This window comes from Symploca atlantica LB2515, assembly GCF_052546295.1.
Window position 1 is genome coordinate 4,651,264 of sequence record NZ_JBQWMT010000001.1, and the last position, 19,624, is coordinate 4,670,887.

The following is a 19,624-nucleotide window of genomic DNA, read 5'->3' on the forward strand; positions in this document are numbered from 1 at the left end:
CCTAGGATGGGAGTTAAAGAAAATTCTCGGTAACGATTCCCTGTGGAGTTTTTTAGCTGAATATGGTGCCGAAGAGACCGTAGATTCAGTTGAACTGACCCGGTGGTTGCAGACCTGTGATTATTATAGATCAAGCTTTTGAGTTATAATTCATCGTTACCTCTGGAGATTTATTTGTAGCCTTAGACAATGCCTAATTTTTTGCCAATTGCTTACTTTCAGCAAAACTTTGTTCCTTTTGGAGAGGCAAAAATTTCTATTGCCACCCACGCATTACATTACGGCACTGGAGCTTTTGCGGGGTTGCGTTGCATTCCCGATCCTGAAAACGACCAGCAAGTTTTACTGTTTAGATTAGACCGTCATTGTCAAAGATTGAGCAACAGTGCCAAGTTACTAAATCATGATTTACCAGCTGATAAAATCCAGCAAATCATAGTTGAATTTATCAAAAAAAATCAGATTAATAAGTCTTTTTATATCCGACCCTTTGTTTATACATCCGATTTGGGAATTGCTCCTAGGCTACATGAAATTGAGAAAGATTTTTTTGTCTATGGTTTAGAGCTTGGAGACTATTTATCTCCGGAAGGAGTTAGCTGCCGCATTAGTTCTTGGTATCGACAAGAAGACCGCAGCCTACCCTTGAGAGGGAAAATTAGTGGAGCTTATATTACCTCTTCTCTAGCTAAAACTGAAGCCGTAGAGTCTGGTTTTGATGAGGCAATCTTAATGAACTCTCAAGGCAAGGTTAGTGAGGCTTCAGGGATGAATATTTTTATCGTGAGGAATGGTCAGCTAATCACGCCTGGATTTGAACAAGATATTCTAGAAGGTATTACCAGAGAGAGTATTTTGATAATTGCCAGAAACTTAGGTATTCAAACTGTTCAAAGACCAGTTGATAAATCCGAACTTTTTATTGCTGATGAGGTATTTCTCAGCGGCACAGCAGCAAAAATAACTCCAGTTAAAAGAATTGAAAATACTCATTTGCCAGCCAACAAACCAATGACTGAAAAACTCAGAGATAAACTGATAGCAATCACAGAAAATAGAGAACCTAACTACAGAGACTGGGTATACACTATTCCTCTCTAATCAATCAGGAATTATCGATTTTTAGAAGCCGATAAAGTGATTTGTGGTTTGCTGCTAGGGGTGTTGTTTATTATTATTGGGCAAAAAATTTCTCTAGCCTTCCTTTCTAGCACTACCCACACAGGTAGTATAGACATTGATAGACTGAAGACACGGGGTGAAAATCAAGCGATGTGTTGAACCTTCCAAATCTAAGCTGCTGTGCATCTAACCTAGAGAATATGTTATTGGAAAAGCTTGTGTGGCTAGGTTTTGAAGGACTGCAAGTATGCCAATGAAAAGATGAGCAGCTTACAACCAATAGACCTCGGAAAACCACTGGGTGGACGATACAAAGTGATCAGCCAGCTAGGAGCAGGCGGCTTTGGTAAAACTTTCCTGGCGGAGGACATGCACTTGCCGGGTAACCCGCAATGCGTGATCAAACAACTCAAGCCTCAGGTTAGTGATGCCGAGAGCCTGCAAACTGCTAGACGCCTGTTTGATACAGAAGCGCAAGTTCTCTACAAGCTGGGCAACCATGACCAAATCCCTCGCTTGTTGGCTCACTTTGAGGATAGTGAGGAGTTTTACCTTGCCCAAGAGTTAATCAGAGGAGAGCAACTGACGAAGGAACTGGTCAAGGGTCAGCTTTGGCCAGAGACTGGGGTGATTGCCATGTTGGAAGATATCTTGCGAGTGCTGGCTTTTGTTCATGAGCAACAGGTGATCCACCGGGATCTTAAACCTCCCAACTTAATTCGCCGTAAACATGATGAGAGAATTGTACTGATTGACTTTGGTGCAGTCAAGCAAGCCAGCCAGCCGATTGATCCTGATACGGGGCAGACAAATTTAACGGTTTCCATTGGCACCCAAGGCTACGTGCCTAATGAACAGTTGGCAGGCAAGCCCCGCTTTAGCAGCGATGTCTACGCTGTGGGCTTAATTGCTATTCAGGCGTTGACGGGACTTCACCCCAAGCACCTAGGGGACGACTCCCTGGGTGAGCTTAGCTGGCGTGAAAAAGCCAAGCACGTTAGTCCAGAACTAGCCGACATTCTGGACTGTATGGTGCGCTACGACTTCCGTTCCCGCTACCCAAGCGCAGTTGAAGCTTTACAGGCGGTACAAAGCCTGCACAGCGAACCTACGGAGTCTATGCCGTTACTTAAGTATGCGCCAGAAACCCCTAGCCATACCACGCAAGCAGAGACTAGTTTTTCCCCGCCATCTCACTCTAACGGGAACGAAACTACTGAGTCTGAGAAGGAGCCATCATCTACCAACCTTTGGCTGCCCAAAGAATCCCCAGACAAGACTCAGCTAGCTACTGACATGACAGAAACAGAACTAGCGAGTACACCTCATCCTTCCCTACAAACGACCGAAATCTCGGCGTCAACAACTTCTCCATCAGGGTTAAACCAGAAGAAATTTGTGGCGGTTGGGCTGATTGTTGCTGTCTTAGGGGCTTTGGGTGCAGCTTTCTTGATAACTAAAACTGTTATCTCCAGTCAAACTGCTAAAGTTGAGGAAGTCCCTGTAGAAAGTCCGACAACAAGCCCCACTCCTCTGGAACCAAAGCAGCAGGTGCCGGAACTTATGAGTCAAGCTGATCGCCTACAGGAAGCTCAACAGTATCAAGAAGCGATCGCCACCTATGATAAATTGATTGGCTTCGCCAGTGAGCAAAGCGCTACTGAATTTAAATCGGAGATAGCAACAGCCTATTTGGGTCGCTGCTACAGCCTCAACCAACTACAAAAGCCAGCAGAGGCAACTGTTGCCTGCAATGATGCTCTTGATCTAAAACCTGACTATCCAGAAGCAATCTGGGGCAAAGCTAAAGCCTTAGATCTACAAGAGCAACCTCTAGAAGCGCTATGGCTTTACGAGAAAGCAACTAAGCTTAAGCCAGATTTTGCTGAAGCCTGGGTTGACTATGGAGCAGCACTTCAGGGTTTTGGTCGCTCGGTTGAGGCAATTAGGGCTTTGGATAAAGGGATCGCACTCAAGCGCGATTCGGTAAAAGCTTGGAGCATTAAAGGTGAAGCCCTTGTCAACCTGGGACGTTTTGATGAAGGAATTGCCTCTTTAGACAAGGCACTCCAAATTCAACCTGACAATCCAGAAGCGCTCAAACTGCGTCAGAAAGCCAGGGAACAAATAGGACGTTAATGGTTAATGGTTAATTGAGGCTATAAGCCAGACTCTGGTGTATGCAGTTCAATTTTCAATTTGTGACGTTTCGTCAACAGAGAAACGGTAGAACAGGTAATCATCCCGGAAAGGATATTCATCAAGAACATGATGAATAATTCCACGAGCAAGGAGTATTTGCCCCAAGGCGATCGCTTCTTGCCGTGTACAATTTTGGTGATGCACTAGCCATTCCACAGCTTCTGAGCCGACAAATGAAGCGGGATAGAGGTTCATTCGATATTGACGATCTTTGATTTCCAAGCCACCGGGTTCCCTCATTGCTTTTACTAAGGCTGCAAGATCCACTGTTGCCAGGTTCTCTGTTCCAGGAGTTCCTAGCAGAGACTTCTCATTCTCAGAGAACGGTTCTCTTAAGGTTCCCTCTGGTGGAGGCTGGGGGCGAGTGTCTAACTTATCCCTGTGGTGCAAATAGAGCTGGTTTTGCGCCGTTTGCGGTCTCTGCTGCTCAAGCCAAGTATTAATAAATTGCTGTAGTTGGGGTGACTTGACTAGTAAGTCGTCCTCAAAATTGATTTCCACACCATAGCGACGCAGATTTGCCTCAATGTTGTAGTAAAGGTCGCTCTTGATGTGAAACTGCTCCTTCGGTTCCCGGATCCAAACTAGCAGACTAAAGTTAAGAGCTCCGTCATCAAATCCCTCAAACCAAACCTTTGGCTGCGGTTCACTCAGAAGCTGTTGGTGAGCCTGAGCAGCTTCTAAAAGGGCTTTTCTGACCAAATCCACCCTAGAGTTGTCGGCAACCACCACTGGTAACTGTATCCGAAAAACGGGTTCTCCATGACTCCAGTTACTTACCTGACTCTCCAAGAGGTTGGTGTTGGGTACAATTACTGTTATGTTGTCGAGGGTTTTAATCTCTGTTCTGCGGGAACCTAAGCGTTCTACAGTTCCAATCAAGTCACCTACTTTGATCAAATCTCCCACCTGAATTGAGCGTTCTATGGTGATGATCAAGCCGCTGATGAAGTTATTGGTGATGTTTTGCACGCCGAAGCCAATTCCCACGCCCAAGACACTAGCGAAGATTGCCAAGGAACTCACATCCAATCCCCAGATTTGCATTAGTACAATCAGCCCCAAGAACATGAGGACGTACTGTGTCAGGGTGGAAAATAAATTCTGCAAGCCTCGATTAGCAACAGTTGTGCTAATAATGCGGGAGTTAAAGAGTTGCGTGATGCTTCTGACAGCTAACCAAAGTCCCACTGTGAAAACTAGCAGCAACACCAGGTCAATAACTGAATAGCCTCTTTCACCCAGAGTGAATATTTTGGAAGTGAGGAAGGTAATGAGTCTGTTTAACAGGTAATAGCGCCAGCGCCTAGTTTGAGGGAAGAGGTTAGTTAGGTAGAAGCTAATGGCAATCCAAAAAACTACTCGCAACCCCAGTATTCCTAAGCGCAGAAATAATCTTACCGGTGGTTCTTGGCTTAAAAAAGGAACAGTCAGTTCACTTGGCGAGTGCCCCTGTTGACGCAATACCAAACGTCTCAGGAATTCTAGACTAACTTGAATAGTCAGTGCCGCCAGCAGCACTCCAATACTGATACTAAGTGCCTTAAAATAGTAACCTGGAGTTCGTTCTAGTTTGCCCTGTTTTAGTGCAGTTTCAATCGAGCTTTTCCAGGTTAATACTTGTTCTGAAGGATTAGTACCAGGAATGACATCCTCTGGAGTTACTGCCAATAGAAACTTTTTCCCGAGGCGAAGAGTCGGTAACTGTTCTTCTTGGTCAACTTCAATTTGTACGGGTTCGGGAGATCGCACCTCTTCCTTGAGGGTTTCGTTGATCATCTCGGCTCGATCAGCAGCAGTAAATTTGCCGGAATTTCCTACTTCAAATAGAACCTGACCATCAATCACTACAGGAGATTTCTGAGTGCCGTTTGTTGCCGTAGTTTGCGCTGTGCTAGGAACTGAAACTAGGGTTAGCAGCAGCGTCAGTACAGCGAGCAATAACACCTTCCCATAGTTTTGCCCCAGGTGCGACAGCCAGCTTAATATCCTTGATGACCGACCATAACTTCCTTGGTATCTACGCCAGAACCGTCGATGCGCTGCGCTAAGGGCTAAAAAGGGCATTTGTTTAAGGGAAGCCATGGGTCGATATGGGGGCGAACAGGCCGATATGGCAGACAAAGGAATAATTTGAGACTAATCCCTATTGTTAGTGAGTTCGGTTTTAGATAGCTTTCCTAAGTTTCTTCAATGGGGGGCGCTCCCATTCTGGAAATTATTGAGAAACTATGAGATTAATCTTGATGGTCATTGTTGATTTGATTGTTGTTCAACAAAGAATTTTTCTTGAAGGCTTAGAGGCTGTACCAGTCAAGGATTAACTCAGCAAATTAACCTTCTATGCGATAGCCCAACTCTGCCAAACGAAGACGAGATTGTCGCCATTTAGGTTGCACTTTAACAAAAAGTTCCAAGTAAACTTTACCTGCAATTAATTTCTGGATTTGTTCCCTGGCTGCGGAACCAATGCTTTTGAGCATACTGCCTCTTTTGCCAATTAAAATTCCTTTTTGAGAATCGCGCTCAACGTGGATCGTCGCGAAAATACGAGTAATCTTCGCTTCTTCTTTGACTAAATCAATGGTGATTGCTACCGAGTGAGGTACTTCCTCGCGAGTCAGGAACAAAATTTGCTCTCGAATTAATTCCCCCATAATGAATCTTTCTGGTTGGTCAGTTACTAAGTCTGGGGGATAGTAGTAAGGGCCTGGTTCAAGTTGAGTAATTAATAGTTGCAGCAATACTTCGAGATTTTGACCAGTTAGAGCAGAAAATTTTGTCGATTTCCAGTTATGAGGTGCTGCTAGTTGAGCGTAATTTTCATCTAATACCTGGTAGTCTGCTGGCTGTTGATCAGATTTATTAATGCATAGAATGACTGGTGTTTTTATCGGGGTGAGGAGATCAACAATAAAGCGATCGCCTCCGCCTGATGGCACCGATCCATCTACTAAAAATAGCACTACGTCTACTGACCCAATAGCAATTTGTGCATTTTGTAGCAGCACTTTACCTAGTTGATGATGGGGTTTGTGAATCCCTGGCGTATCCACAAAAATTAGCTGTGCTTCTGGGGTCGTCAAAATGCCTTGCAGCCGATTACGTGTTGTCTGGGCTATTGGCGAAGTGATCGCAATTTTTTGCCCCACTAGTTGATTCATCAGGGTCGATTTACCCACGTTGGGGCGTCCCACAATGCCGACAAAACCAGACTTAAATCCTGGTGGTGCTGGGGGGATCATTGACCCTTCTCGAAGTTCTGTCAGGTTTTGCTCTAAGTAGATGTCTGTCATGTTGTTATCTTTCATCAGAATAGCGCTCCCAAGCGCAAAGATTATCGTATCGTTTCAGTCTTACTATCTGTTTTAACTAAGTTTCTTGATAATGATCTCCAAGAATTCCATCAAATTTTGGGGACGTCTTGGGATACAAAAAAGGTCTTCCAGATAGTTATAGTAGCCTTTGGGTAAGTATTGATTGATGATTACAGAACCTTGATTAGTGAGTTTAAATAAATACCCGTTATCTAAGTAATAGTGCTTTGTTGGCATGGCTCTTTCTGCTATGACTATTGCCTCAATTGTTGGCTGATTAGCCATTTTGGCTGCCGTCGTTCTGTGCATGCCGTCATCTACTGTATACCAGTAATTCTGATCTTCCAGGCAATAAGCATGAACACGGATGGGAGGAGCTTTTTGACCTAGTTTACGGTGAGCTAATGCCAGTGCTAGACGCCATTCGTTCCAAGGTTTGGAAAAGATTCTGTTAACTGGTATTAACTCTTGTTGGTTTCGCTCAATATATTCTCCTTCAGAAAAGAAGGTAAGGAACCACTTAATGTCTTCGGCATCAGTTCCCCAAGGCTTGACTTTTCCGTAAGTTTCTTGAATTACTCTAAAGTTTCGGGAGACAAAATAGAGAAAGTGTGCCATTGTCTCTGCATCAACTCCATCGGGAAGACACCTGGCTATCTTTGCTTTTTCTTCGGCTGTTAGTTCTGAGGGAGGTTTTTGTATTTGTTTTGTCATCTTTTCTTTTATTTACCTTTTGTCGTTAACTGATAAGTAATTTTAAAAAACGCTAGAAAGCCTACCTAAAATGCCCCTAGCCATTAAACCTGTTATGTAATTTCTTAACTTCTTCTTGAGATATTTTTACTACATAAGAGAGAGAACATACTCTCCTTGATTAACAGCATGGTTGGTCGCGACGTTATAAACTAAACCATCTGCTTCAGCACAAACATCAATTAATCTCGGTAACTCTCCTTTTTTATCGAAACTCAGCAATTTATATAGTAACTGGCCAGTTTTAACTGAACTCCCCAATTACACTCTCGATTGAATCATGCCACCAGTCGTTGCATAGTATAACTTTAGTTGGCTTTTTGGTGTGAGATTGAGGGTATGAGATGCTGTTTCTTTCAAGGGAAAACCTGGTATTTGCAAAATCTCTTTTTGCGCTAGGTAGTTTTTAATTCCCAGGATGCCTTTATTCACGGAATCTCGATTCATTTCCATCCCCGAACCCAATTCTAATGTCCAGGAATCTATATCGAATTTAATATTTTGTCCTAATTCTGCCAATTTCTTTTCCAGGGCTAACCAAGGTTTCAGGAAAGCTTCATCAAAAGCATCGCCATCGTACTCATTCATCAAGATGCCCCAATCGAGAAGAAAAGCTTTAGCACTTGCTTCTCTACTTTGAAAACAGTACAAATAGTCAATTGCTTGGTTAGTGGAACTGTGGATATCAATTACATAATCGGCGTCTATGCATAAAGATTGCAATTGATAACGGTAGCGATCGCTAAAAGATAATCCACTAGAAGCATTAAGTTTTTTTGCTTGTTTTTGTAAACTAGACTGAATTCTTTGTAAATAATTATTTCTAATATCTGCTGTTTTTAAATTAAGCTGAGATTGAGCAAATGAGGTTAAATCATCACACTCTTTCTCATAGTCCCAAAAAATGCGGTTCCAGTCTTTGCCATCATAGGCATTGAATCTGCCTGTGGCAAAGAAATGAGTGCGTTGATTGGTGCCGAGGGGATTGCAAACAGGAACTAGCCAAATTTCTCCTACAAGTTGGCTTTCCTCAAGAGTCATCAAGAACTCAATTAACTGATAAATAACGGCATTACCGACAATTTCTGCTCCGTGGAGATTGGCTTGTAGATATGCCTTTTTCCCTGGTTGAGTACCGAGGAATTGATAAACTTGTATTGAGAGGCAGTCGCCTGAAGCAAGTTGCTGAATCTCGATAGTAGAAACAGTAGGAATCATCTGCGAACGCTCCCGGAGTACTAAGCAACCTCAACAAAATTGAGTTTATAGCCTTTTGTCGCCCAGTAAAATAGACCTAACTTACTTCTGGGAGCCTGAAAAATTTTACCACTTTAAAAATGCGGCATCTGCACCTTGTTCTCGGCGAATTTTGCTATCCTTCTCGAAGAAGTCAATCACTTGCTGGTGCGTTAGTTTTTCTACCGTGACACCCGCATCCTTAGCAATGTGCTTCAATAGTCTTAAAGAGGAAATTGTTAGCCTAGTCAAAAATTTTTCGTGGGAAGGGAGCAGCGCCTGATCAACATCAGCCGACTCATCAGGGGTGAGAAATTGCTCTGGAGGTTGTTCCGTCATGAAAGCTAATTAATAACGACTTAATAACGACACATATCTTTCTTAGTATTGAGTGCGATCGCAACTGGCACTTGTTAAAATAAATTGATGAAGCTTAGACAGCATAAACTCAGCAGGCTAAAGAGTGTAATCTCAAGACATCCTGCCCAGGGGTTAATTATGCCTAACTCACCCAGCAGCTTTTTCGAGACTTTCCCGAATCAGGTAGCCACATTGATGTTCTCCTTTGTTAATCCAGTGGGTACGTTCTACCGAGCAATGCTGTAAAGCCGCAGCAAACATCTCTAACTCGTGACCACAAACGCTGGGGAAAGATTCTGCAATATGGGAAATGGCACAGTTGTGTTCAGTAACGATAAACCCAGTATGGTTCTGGGGGTCTGGATCTTCTGATTTTAGAGCATACCACTCTGCCATATAGCCTTCTGCTCGGCGCAGTTCCACTAAATGAGCCACTCGCTCTTTTAGAGAACCACTCCCTAAACGCTCACGATACTCTTTGGCTTTACGCTGCCATTGCTTTTGTAGCACAGTACTCATTTGTTCGGAACCTACGGTTTCAGCAAGGGTATCGAGCAAAGAAACCGCAAATTCGCCGTAACGATTCGGCAGGCGATCGCGTCCTTTACGGCTAAGCTGATATAGGTGTTGGGGACGTCCCATGCCAATTTGTACTGATTTATGCTCAATCAACTCTTGAGCTTCTAAATCCTTGAGATGACGCCGAATTGCTTGCGGACTAATCTCCAAGACTTCGGCTAAGTCTTGCGCCTTTGCTTGATCATGTTTCAGTAGATGCTGCAAGATATCTTGCTTAGTGGAAGTTGGCTCAGTAGTGTTCATTGGCTTTGGGTGAAATCTGTGTTTAAAGGCAACTGTAGAAAATTTAATTTGACTTTAACAAGATCTTTGTTGCTAATATAGCTTACGATACAGTTAAACAACAAAATTGTTGTTTTAATAACCGAAGCCAGTGAACGGATGAGATAAATCCCATCTGTATGTCCTTTGCCGCCGCCGATTCAGAGAGATTCAGCGTAAACGATTGAGAACACGACAAGAGTACACAACCCATGACTGCCACCGTTAAGACACTAGTTAACCAGCCTTATAAGTACGGTTTCATCACCGATATTGAAAAGGATACAATTCCTCGCGGTCTCAGCGAAGACGTAGTCCGCTTGATTTCAGCCAAAAAGAATGAACCAGAGTTCATGCTGGAATTTCGTCTCAAGGCTTACCGGCAATGGCTGAACATGACAGAACCCAACTGGCCTCACGTTCATTATCCACCAATCAACTACCAGGATATCGTCTACTACTCAGCTCCCAAGAAAAAAAAGGAAAAACTTAACAGCCTAGAGGAAGTTGATCCGGCACTACTGGAAACTTTTGAGAAGCTAGGGATTTCTCTTTCTGAGCAGAAGCGGCTAGCTAACGTTAATGTTGCTGTAGACGCCATCTTTGACAGCGTTTCCGTGGCAACCACCTTCAAGGACAAGCTTGCCGAACAAGGAGTTATTTTCTGCTCAATCTCCGAAGCGCTACAAGAACACCCGGAGTTAGTGAAAAAATACATCGGTAGCGTTGTCCCCACAGCAGATAACTACTTTGCCGCCCTTAACTCCGCCGTCTTTACTGATGGTTCCTTTGTCTACATTCCCAAAGGCGTCATCTGCCCCATGGAACTCTCTACCTACTTCCGGATTAACGACGGTGACACCGGACAGTTTGAGCGTACCCTAATTGTTGCCGAAGAAGGCAGCTCTGTGAGCTATCTGGAAGGCTGCACCGCGCCAATGTACGACAGCAACCAACTGCACGCTGCTGTAGTAGAACTAGTTGCCCTCGACAACGCGGAGATTAAATACTCCACCGTCCAGAATTGGTATGCCGGGAACGAAGACGGTAAAGGCGGTATCTACAATTTTGTCACCAAGCGGGGTTTGTGTAAGGGAGTCAACTCCAAGATTTCTTGGACGCAGGTAGAAACAGGTTCTGCCATCACCTGGAAGTACCCCAGCTGTCTTTTAGTAGGCGACAACTCCGTCGGCGAGTTTTACTCTGTGGCCTTGACTAATAATATGCAGCAAGCCGATACTGGCACCAAGATGGTGCATATTGGCAAAAATACCCGCAGTACTATCATTTCTAAGGGTATTTCCGCTGGACGCTCCCAAAATAGCTATCGGGGTCTGGTCAAGGTTAATCCTAAGGCTCAAGGAGCACGGAACTACTCTCAGTGCGACTCAATGCTGATTGGTAATACGGCTGAGGCGAATACTTTTCCCTACATCCAAGTGCAAAATAACACTGCCCAAGTGGAGCACGAAGCTTCAACCTCGAAAATCGGGGAAGATCAGCTATTTTACTTCACTCAACGGGGTATTTCTGAAGAGGATGCCGTCTCTATGATGGTCAGCGGCTTCTGTAAAGATGTGTTTAATAAGCTACCTATGGAGTTTGCCGCAGAAGCTGATAAGCTATTGAGCCTAAAGCTTGAAGGTGCGGTGGGGTAATGAACCACAGATTCACACTAGATGAACACGGATTAAGCTGTGTTCATCTGTGGTTAGAAGTTTGAGATTAATTGGGGCAACAAGTAAAGTTACTAGACATGATTATTGACAATAGCGAAGTTATACTATCAGTCCGCGACTTAACAGCAGATGTCGATGGTAATCAAATTTTAAAAGGACTTAATCTAGAGGTTAAGGCAGGGGAAGTTCATGCAATCATGGGCCCCAATGGTTCCGGAAAAAGTACTTTTTCTAAGGTTTTAGCTGGTCATCCTGCTTACAAAGTCACTGGTGGTGAGGTGATTTTTAAGGGGCAAAACCTGTTAGAAATGGAGCCGGAAGAAAGAGCAGTTACAGGAATTTTCCTCGCCTTTCAGTATCCTATGGAAATTCCTGGAGTCAGCAATTTAGATTTCTTGCGAGTAGCTTACAATTCCCGCCGTAAGCATCAGGGATTAGAGGAAATTGATACCTTTGATTTTGAAGATTTAGTGCAAGAAAAGCTAGAAATCGTGAAAATGAATCCTAGCTTTTTGGAGCGCAGTCTCAATGAAGGCTTTTCCGGAGGTGAAAAAAAGCGGAATGAAATCCTCCAGATGGCAGTGCTAGAGCCAACTATGGGAATCTTGGATGAGACGGATTCTGGCTTGGATATCGACTCTCTCAAAATTGTTGCCGATGGTGTTAACCAATTGGCAAGTCCAGAAAACGCCACGATTTTGATTACCCACTACCAGCGCTTACTCAATTACATTGAGCCAGATTATGTCCATGTGATGAGCAAGGGACGCATCCTGAAAACAGGAACTAAAGAACTAGCGCTGCAACTAGAAGATCGTGGTTATGACTGGGTTGTGGAAGAGGCAGTTGAGGTAGGAGCAAAATGATTCCAGTTTCTGTAAAACCAGAGGTTTCTTACCTATCTGACTTGTTGGAACAATGTCGCCAAGCAGAACCATTAAAAGCTGATTGGTTACAAAAGTTGCGCCAAAAAGCAGCAGCGACTATTCAAGAAGCGGTTCTTCCCAGCAAGAAGGATGAGGAATGGCGCTTTACTGACTTGTCGCCTTTATCGCAGCTGAAATTTCAAGTCGCCAGCACTCAAAAGACTCTCGATATTGCTTCCCTCGGATTAGATATCACTCCGTTAACTTTGCCTGAAGCTGTTAATAGCAGATTAGTATTTGTTAACGGCACTTATGCACCGCAACTCTCATCAGTTAGTGCAATACCAGAGGGAGTATTTGTTGGCAATTTAGCCGCCCTACCAGCGCAGTATCAAAGTCGTATTCAAAATTACTTAGGTCAACAACAGGGTGCTTCAGAAGTATTCACTGCCCTCAACACGGCTGGATTAACTGATACGGCAATCATTTGGGTTGCTAAAAACATAGCAGTAGAAACGCCGATCCATCTACTGTTTATTTGTACCACCCAAGAAGCCCCCGTTATTTGTCAGTCTCGCTGTCTAGTAGTAGCTGAAGTTGGCTCCCAACTTAGTTTGATTGAGCATTACGAGACAGAAGCCCAAGGTTGCCCAGACAGTCGGAAAGAACCTTATTTCACCAACCAGGTAACGGAGATTTGGCTAGAGGAAAACGCTCAAGTTAACCATACCCGGTATCAGCGGGAAAATGGTGATGCCTTTCATATTGGCAAAAGTGCGATCGCTCAAGCCCGCTACAGCCGTTATACTTGCAACGCCCTTACTTTTGGGGCTAAACTATCCCGGCATAATTTAGAGGTATTCCAGACAGGTGAGGCAACCGAAACTTACCTTAATGGTCTGACGATGATTGGTAAAGAGCAGTTGGCAGATACTCATAGCACACTGGCTCTTAATCATCCCAACGGTAACAGTGACCAGCGGCATAAGTGTATTGTAGACAACGCTGCCCACGCAGTATTTAACGGTAAAGTATTAGTTCCTCAAGCAGCCCAGTTAACTAATGCTGGCCAGCTTAATCGCAACTTATTACTATCACCTAAAGCCCGCATAGATACTAAACCTCAGCTAGAAATTACTGCTGATAACGTGAAATGCACCCACGGTGCCACCGTCGGTCAACTTGACACCGAACAAGTATTCTATTTGCAAAGCCGTGGCATTAGTGAAGCCGAAGCCCGTAACCTGTTGATTGATGCTTTTGCGGCGGAAATCCTGGATTGCATCCCTCTAGCTTCCCTGCGCCAAAGACTGGCTCAGTGCGTTGCCTGTAAAGCTTCTTAGTCATTAGTTAGGCGCTAGAGACTTAGGAACTAACGACCAATAAAATGACTAAAGTTCCATGACCATTGCTCTGGAAAAAACTCTCTCTGCTAAGATACGGGACGTATCTCCTCCTATGACTATCACTCAGGAAAGAACCATTGCTGCTAAGGTGCGCTCCGACTTCCCCATTTTGCATCAGGAAGTCAACGGCAAACCCTTGATTTACCTTGACAATGCCGCCACCTCCCAGAAACCAGTAGCGGTACTTGATGCCCTACGCCACTACTATGAGCATGATAATGCTAACGTCCACCGAGGTGCTCATACTCTCAGCGCGAGAGCCACAGACGCCTACGAGGGAGCGAGAAATAAGGTTGCGAGTTTTGTCAATGCTACCTCATGGCAAGAGATTGTCTTTACCCGCAATGCTTCAGAAGCGGTTAATCTAGTAGCCTACAGCTGGGGCTTAAATACCTTGCAGCCGGGGGATGAGATTATCCTCTCGGTGATGGAACACCATAGCAACATCGTACCTTGGCAGCTCATTGCTCAGAAAACTGGTGCAGTACTCAAGTACGTGGGACTAACAGAGACTGATGAGTTTGACCTAGAACAGTATAAGTCTCTGATTTCAGATAAGACAAAATTGGTAAGTGTGGTGCATGTCTCCAATACCTTGGGTTGTATTAACCCAGTAGAAGAGATGATTGCGATCGCTCACCAACACGGTGCTAAGGTACTGATTGACGCTTGTCAGAGTGTGCCTCACATGCCCATTGATGTCCAGGCAATGGATTGTGATTGGTTAGTAGCATCGGGTCACAAAATGTGCGCCCCTACGGGGATTGGCTTTCTGTATGGGAAACTTGACCTGCTAGAAGCAATGCCTCCTTTCCTTGGTGGCGGCGAGATGATTGCAGAAGTTTTTCTCGATCACTCGACTTACGGGGAGTTACCTCACAAATTTGAAGCCGGGACACCAGCCATTGCCGAAGCGATCGCATTGGGAGCAGCAGTAGACTATTTAACTGAGCTAGGTATGGATAAAATCCATGCTTATGAAGAAGAATTGACAGCCTATCTCTTCGAGCAACTCAGGCAAATTCCTCAACTGAAACTGTACGGGCCACAACCGACAGCAGATGGCAAAGGTAGGGCAGCGTTAGCAGCTTTTACAGTTGAAGGACTTGACTCCAGCGATGTTTCCACTCTGTTGGATCAAGAGGGAGTGGCAATCCGTTCTGGTCATCACTGTACACAACCTTTGCACCGAATTTTAGGGGCATCAGGTACAGCACGAGCTAGTTTGTATTTTTATAATACGCGGGAAGAAATTGACGCTTTTATTGCAGCGCTGAAGGAAACTATTGATTTCTTCCAAAGTATTATGGAGTGAAAATTGAAAATTGGAAATGGAAAATTGAAAATGGAAAATTGAGACTATAGGCCAGATTCTGGTGTCCACAGCTCAATTAACCATTTTCTATTTTCCGTTGGCACGCGTAGCGTAACCGTTGGCACGTGTAGCGCCAATTGATGTTTCACTTCGTCTGAAATATATTCTGAACCATCTTTCTATCCACACTGGCAGCAGCTTGATCAAGTTCGGCAATTTCACCCGTATCTAATTGCCAATCTAAAGCACCTATATTCTGTTGTGCCTGATCCAAGCTTTTGGCTCCGGGAATGGGAATGGTTCCTTTACTAATACACCAGTTAATCGCTACCTGCGACATGGTTTTATTTCTTGATTCTGCTACCTCTTGTAGGCAGGCTAAAAGGGGGCTAATTCCTGGCAATAGCCACCTGAAGAATAAGCCTCGGATACCTTGAGGAAAAGGGCCATTTTCTGAGTACTTTCCTGTTAATAACCCCAAAGCCAGAGGACTGTAGGCAATCAGTTTGATCCCTAGCTCATCACAAACACTTTTGAGTTCCAATTGGGTGACAGGATAGGTAGACAGCAGTGAATACTGAACTTGCAGGGTAGCAATGGGAACTCCTCGCTCAGCAAATTTTTGATGCACGCGTTTCAGCCGTGATGGCCCATAATTGGATAAGCCCACTCCCTTGACTAGTCCTTGCTCATAGAGATCAGCAAGACCATCTAAAAGCGGCCACTCTTGCCAGGGAGCATAGTTGGCTGTAGACCAATGCATCTGTGCCAAATCCACATTTCTCCCCAGGCGTTTGGCAGAAGACTGGCAAGCCGACACAATCGACTGGCGCGTTAATCTCCAGGGGTAAGCAGCCAGCTTGGTTGCTAGACAAATATTTTCCTTTCCTGGGCCGAGGTATTCTCGGTCAAATTTTCCCAGCAGTAGTTCACTTCTGCCTTTGAGTTTTCCTGTGCCATAAGAATCGCCTGTGTCAAATAAGGTTACACCCTTACTTACGCAAAGGTTAAAGACTGCTTGCAATTCGTCATCCATGCTTTCGTCGTATCCCCAGAGCACTCGGTTCCCCCATGCCCAAGTCCCGCAGCCCATTTGGGGCAAGGAGAGTTCTCGGCTAGTCTGCATGTTTTTTCTTGAGTAGATGTCTTTTTAAGATTGCCAGGTACGAACATGGTATAGCAAAGTCAAAAAGGCTAGATTGGTGAATACCGAAGGTCATCTGTTAAGAAAGTCCTAGGGTCAGGAAACTATTTAGTAAAACAGAGATGAAACAACGCTGGGCATTCCTAGTTGGGGTTAATCGCTATACAGACCCTAACTTTGGTAGTTTAAAGTTTTGCGTTAACGATGTGGTAGCACTAGAGCGCATCCTTACCCAGCTAGGCTATACAGTGGTTTGTCTCCATACTGAAAGCTGCAAAATTATTCAGATTGCACCCCACAACAGTTTCGCTAGTTTTGCCCCTTCTTGGGAAATCACCAGAAAATTCTTCTGAAAAGTGTAGAGAGATGACTGCACATAGATTTTAGCTTCGTCTACTGGCTCTGAATCGTTTTACTTTGCTTCAATAAAGAAAGAATGTAAGCATTCTTTTGGAAATAGACCTGCTTTTACTAGAGATTCTTATGGAACTTTCTTTTGAACCAGTTAGGCTAGATGAGGTAATGAGTGCTGTCGAGAAATGTACCAGAAATCAGCTGCAACAAAAGAACTTGAGCCTCAATTTTGAACTACCTGCCACTGGAGATGGAATAGTGGTGTTTGGAAACTACCAACAGCTGTTGCAGATACTGTTAAAGTTGGTAGACAACGCTATCAAATTTACTCCTGAAGGTGGAGTGACGATTAGTGCTAGTCTACAAAAGAAACATGTCAAGTTTAAAGACCAAGAATTTCCTGGGTTCGTCCAAGTTAAAGTAAAGGATACTGGTATTGGAATGGATCTCGAAAAACAATTTCAGTTGTTTCAATCATTTACCGAGGTTGACGGTTCCACCACTTATAGATATGTGGGGACTGGTTTAGGACTGAAGAATTCCGCCAAGTTGGTAGAAAGCATGGGTGGCAAGATCGGTTTTATCAGTGTTGGCACTTGGTGCGGTTCAACAGCTTGGTTCACTGTATTATTATATCGGGAGCCTCTGATGATTGTTCAGTCAGAAAAGTAAAACAGCATTTTCTATTCAGCTTCGCTTCCCATTCAGTACTTCGGGCTACACCTAACCGAGTTTTTTGAAGGATGTTCAGTGCAGATGTATGGTGCAGTTCCAGTAGAAAAATCCTAGTCGTTAGCGTCTTTTTCATTCATTGCTAGATACAAAGACTCCTTAGTGCAAAATTGCGCTAAGGAGTCTTTTTTTTTTTGCTATTTTTTACTGCCAAGGTTTGCCGTAAATATCGACCAATATCTTGGCTACTCGCTTGTAAACGGGTGACTGTTGACCGACGCGCAAGGCGGCTAAGATGCGAGCACCTGAAGGGGTGACGAGCCAGCTAAAAGCTTGATGTATAAAGCGTTCTACCCCCTTAATCGGCGAAAAGATGAGAGACTATTGACAGGTAAGCTTGAGAATGAAATGAACAGTCTAAGATTCGTTCTCAATAATGATAATCATTGGGGTGGGGGAGGCACTCCGTCCCTCAATGGGGGGTTTGGGGGGAAGTCCCCCCAAGCAAGGTTTTGCGCTACGAACGACTATTTTCTGCTTCAGTCGGTGTTATTCCTCAAAAATTTCGACTTTGACCAGAGGTTCAGTAACAGCCCAACCTACGGCAAAATAAGAAAGACGTCAGTCAACACCTGGAGTGGCTATGGCTAAGCGCAAAAAGCACAATCTCCAATGGCTCAAGGAAACTCTAGAGCTCAAAGAAGACCACAACTGGACATCAAAGCCAGGAACTCGAATCTTTGTGGCAGGACGAGGGGCGTTGCGCTTCGATGTCCCCGAAGATTGGCATTTTGAACCAGACACAAAGTCATTCCGTTTTCTAGACAACAAGCCACCAAACGATGATTGCCGCTTAGAAGCTTCTTTTAATTTACTACCCCCCGGCAATTGGGCGGAGTTTCCGTTAGTTCCGTTACTCAAGAAGACAGTTCGAGCCGATACACGCAATATCATTGAGTCTGGGGAAATTGTTCAATTCAAGCGCCAAACAGCCCGCGTCGTTTGGACTCAAATCAAATTTATTGACCCCCAAGAAAACCGTGAAGCTTATTCCCGAATCTGTATAGGGCTAGGTTCTGGAGTTCAATGTCTGATTACTTTTGACTACTGGGCAGACGATGCAGAACGCCTGATTCCCGTCTGGGACACAGTGATGGAATCGTTAGTTCTTGGCTTGTATATCCGGGATCCTCGAACCGGACTTGCATTTCCCGATTAAGGGTTGGGGGACAAGGGGGACACGGGGACGCGGAGAAGTTTTTATGATGAGAAAATGAGAAAATTGTATTTCTTGCTGCCTGGAACCGGAGGAAAGTTTGCCTGTGGCGGTCTTTGGGCAGAATTAAAAACATTGAAACTTGCTCAACAGGTTTGTTCTGCTGAAATTGTTACCTATCGTCAACAAGAAAAAGATACTCTTTTTTTAGATAACTTACTTCAGCAAAATGATTTAGATAGTACCATTTTTGTGATCAATTGGGGATTTGACATTCCTCAATTAGCTAAGAAACTCAAACATCTTAATGTTATTTATCATGCCCATAGTGCAGGGTATCAATTTAAGCTTCCCCCTTCCATTCCCATTATTACTGTTAGTAAAAATACTCTGGGATACTGGGGACAGCAAGCAGCTAATTCCCTTATATATTATTTACCTAACCAAATTAGTGACGAATTTAAAAATTTGCACAGGGAGCGAGATATCGATGTTCTAGTCCAATCGAGGAAATCTTCTGAATATTTAATGCAAAAATTAGTGCCAACTTTGCAGAAGAAGTGTCAAGTTCATCTAGTGAATTCTTATGTAGAAGACTTGCCCGGTCTTTTTAATCGAGCCAAGGTGTATTTATATGACTCTGCTGAATACTGGGCACAACGGAGGGTTACTGAAGGATTTGGTCTGCAACCTTTGGAGGCTCTTGCCTGTGGTTGTCAGGTTTTTTCTAGTGTCAATGGTGGGCTTTCTGATTATTTAGATCCAGGATTTAATTGCTATAAAATTGCTGGATATTCTCAAGAGTATGATGTTCAGCGTATTCTTAAAGTGGTTGACGGTTTAAGTTCTGTTACTTTACCAGAACAAGTATTAGCAGAATACCGCTCAGAAAATATTCTGAAACGTTTGCAGCTTATCCTAGAAGAAATTAATGACTTTTTTGACCACAAGCAAGATCATATACCCAATATTCCGAGTTTGACGAAAGGTAGAATCACTAAACTACTTGTATACAGGATGCTAGGTAAGCTGAAGGAAAAGTATTTGCAGTAAGCGTGATTTATTTGGCACTATCTATCCCTTTTTAACCTCGAAATAATTTTAAAAATAGACGCTTAGCAATTCTATTGGTAGTGGTCAAA

Annotated in this window: 17 protein-coding genes and 1 pseudogene; 11 read left to right on the forward strand and 7 right to left on the reverse strand. The window is 43.9% G+C overall.

What is annotated here, in order from left to right:
• Nucleotides 1–189: 189 nt before the first annotated feature.
• Nucleotides 190–1,101, forward strand: coding sequence for a branched-chain amino acid transaminase (locus ACT7WV_RS19280; RefSeq protein ID WP_445104445.1), 912 nt, complete (start codon nt 190–192; stop codon nt 1,099–1,101).
• 282 nt (nt 1,102–1,383) lie between these two features.
• Nucleotides 1,384–3,261: a protein kinase domain-containing protein gene (locus ACT7WV_RS19285; RefSeq protein WP_445104446.1), complete on the forward strand. Its 1,878-nt coding sequence runs from the start codon at nt 1,384–1,386 to the stop codon at nt 3,259–3,261.
• A 48-nt stretch (nt 3,262–3,309) separates the two neighbouring features.
• On the opposite strand, the gene ACT7WV_RS19290 is transcribed toward ACT7WV_RS19285, so the two are convergent.
• The 6 genes and pseudogenes from ACT7WV_RS19290 to sufR all read right to left on the reverse strand — a co-directional run bounded on the left by ACT7WV_RS19290 (nt 3,310) and on the right by sufR (nt 9,812).
• Nucleotides 3,310–5,409, reverse strand: coding sequence for a mechanosensitive ion channel domain-containing protein (locus tag ACT7WV_RS19290; protein WP_445104447.1), 2,100 nt, complete (start codon nt 5,407–5,409; stop codon nt 3,310–3,312).
• 248 nt (nt 5,410–5,657) lie between these two features.
• Entirely contained in the window at nt 5,658–6,620 is a 963-nt protein-coding gene (gene era / locus ACT7WV_RS19295; RefSeq protein ID WP_463424277.1) for a GTPase Era, read from the reverse strand.
• Nucleotides 6,621–6,692: 72 nt separating this feature from the next.
• Nucleotides 6,693–7,355, reverse strand: a complete 663-nt coding sequence (locus tag ACT7WV_RS19300; RefSeq protein ID WP_445104448.1) for a hypothetical protein — start codon at nt 7,353–7,355, stop codon at nt 6,693–6,695.
• A 129-nt stretch (nt 7,356–7,484) separates the two neighbouring features.
• A pseudogene (locus ACT7WV_RS19305) lies at nt 7,485–8,612 on the reverse strand (succinylglutamate desuccinylase/aspartoacylase family protein).
• A 105-nt stretch (nt 8,613–8,717) separates the two neighbouring features.
• Complete coding sequence (locus tag ACT7WV_RS19310; protein WP_445104450.1) at nt 8,718–8,969, reverse strand: hypothetical protein; 252 nt, start codon at nt 8,967–8,969, stop codon at nt 8,718–8,720.
• 168 nt (nt 8,970–9,137) lie between these two features.
• Complete coding sequence (gene sufR / locus ACT7WV_RS19315) at nt 9,138–9,812, reverse strand: iron-sulfur cluster biosynthesis transcriptional regulator SufR (RefSeq protein ID WP_445104451.1); 675 nt, start codon at nt 9,810–9,812, stop codon at nt 9,138–9,140.
• 230 nt (nt 9,813–10,042) lie between these two features.
• Between sufR and sufB the strand changes: the two genes are divergently transcribed.
• From sufB to ACT7WV_RS19335, 4 genes are all read left to right on the forward strand, one after another.
• Nucleotides 10,043–11,488 carry a Fe-S cluster assembly protein SufB gene (gene sufB, locus ACT7WV_RS19320; protein ID WP_445104452.1) on the forward strand — a complete coding sequence of 482 codons (1,446 nt, stop codon included), beginning with the start codon at nt 10,043–10,045 and terminating at the stop codon, nt 11,486–11,488.
• A 98-nt stretch (nt 11,489–11,586) separates the two neighbouring features.
• Nucleotides 11,587–12,375 carry a Fe-S cluster assembly ATPase SufC gene (gene sufC, locus ACT7WV_RS19325; protein ID WP_445104453.1) on the forward strand — a complete coding sequence of 263 codons (789 nt, stop codon included), beginning with the start codon at nt 11,587–11,589 and terminating at the stop codon, nt 12,373–12,375.
• Nucleotides 12,372–13,718 carry a Fe-S cluster assembly protein SufD gene (sufD, locus tag ACT7WV_RS19330; protein WP_445104454.1) on the forward strand — a complete coding sequence of 449 codons (1,347 nt, stop codon included), beginning with the start codon at nt 12,372–12,374 and terminating at the stop codon, nt 13,716–13,718. The genes sufC and sufD overlap by 4 nt, the downstream gene beginning before the upstream one ends.
• A gap of 115 nt (nt 13,719–13,833) precedes the next feature.
• The gene (locus ACT7WV_RS19335; protein ID WP_445105692.1) at nt 13,834–15,096 is read left to right on the forward strand and encodes a cysteine desulfurase; all 1,263 of its coding nucleotides are present in this window, start codon (nt 13,834–13,836) and stop codon (nt 15,094–15,096) included.
• Between the two features lie 145 nt (nt 15,097–15,241).
• Here ACT7WV_RS19335 and ACT7WV_RS19340 read toward each other — a convergent pair whose 3' ends face one another.
• The gene (locus tag ACT7WV_RS19340; protein ID WP_445104455.1) at nt 15,242–16,222 is read right to left on the reverse strand and encodes an aldo/keto reductase; all 981 of its coding nucleotides are present in this window, start codon (nt 16,220–16,222) and stop codon (nt 15,242–15,244) included.
• A gap of 140 nt (nt 16,223–16,362) precedes the next feature.
• Here ACT7WV_RS19340 and ACT7WV_RS19345 point away from each other — a divergent pair, with 140 nt between their 5' ends.
• The 5 genes from ACT7WV_RS19345 to ACT7WV_RS19365 all read left to right on the forward strand — a co-directional run bounded on the left by ACT7WV_RS19345 (nt 16,363) and on the right by ACT7WV_RS19365 (nt 19,535).
• Nucleotides 16,363–16,593, forward strand: coding sequence for a caspase family protein (locus ACT7WV_RS19345; protein ID WP_445104456.1), 231 nt, complete (start codon nt 16,363–16,365; stop codon nt 16,591–16,593).
• Between the two features lie 130 nt (nt 16,594–16,723).
• Entirely contained in the window at nt 16,724–17,266 is a 543-nt protein-coding gene (locus tag ACT7WV_RS19350) for an ATP-binding protein (protein ID WP_445104457.1), read from the forward strand.
• A gap of 408 nt (nt 17,267–17,674) precedes the next feature.
• Nucleotides 17,675–17,917: a hypothetical protein gene (locus ACT7WV_RS19355; protein ID WP_445104458.1), complete on the forward strand. Its 243-nt coding sequence runs from the start codon at nt 17,675–17,677 to the stop codon at nt 17,915–17,917.
• Nucleotides 17,910–18,485 carry a hypothetical protein gene (locus tag ACT7WV_RS19360; protein ID WP_445104459.1) on the forward strand — a complete coding sequence of 192 codons (576 nt, stop codon included), beginning with the start codon at nt 17,910–17,912 and terminating at the stop codon, nt 18,483–18,485. Before ACT7WV_RS19355 ends, ACT7WV_RS19360 begins: the two co-directional genes overlap by 8 nt.
• A 54-nt stretch (nt 18,486–18,539) precedes the next feature.
• Nucleotides 18,540–19,535, forward strand: a complete 996-nt coding sequence (locus ACT7WV_RS19365; RefSeq protein WP_445104460.1) for a glycosyltransferase — start codon at nt 18,540–18,542, stop codon at nt 19,533–19,535.
• Nucleotides 19,536–19,624 lie beyond the last annotated feature (89 nt).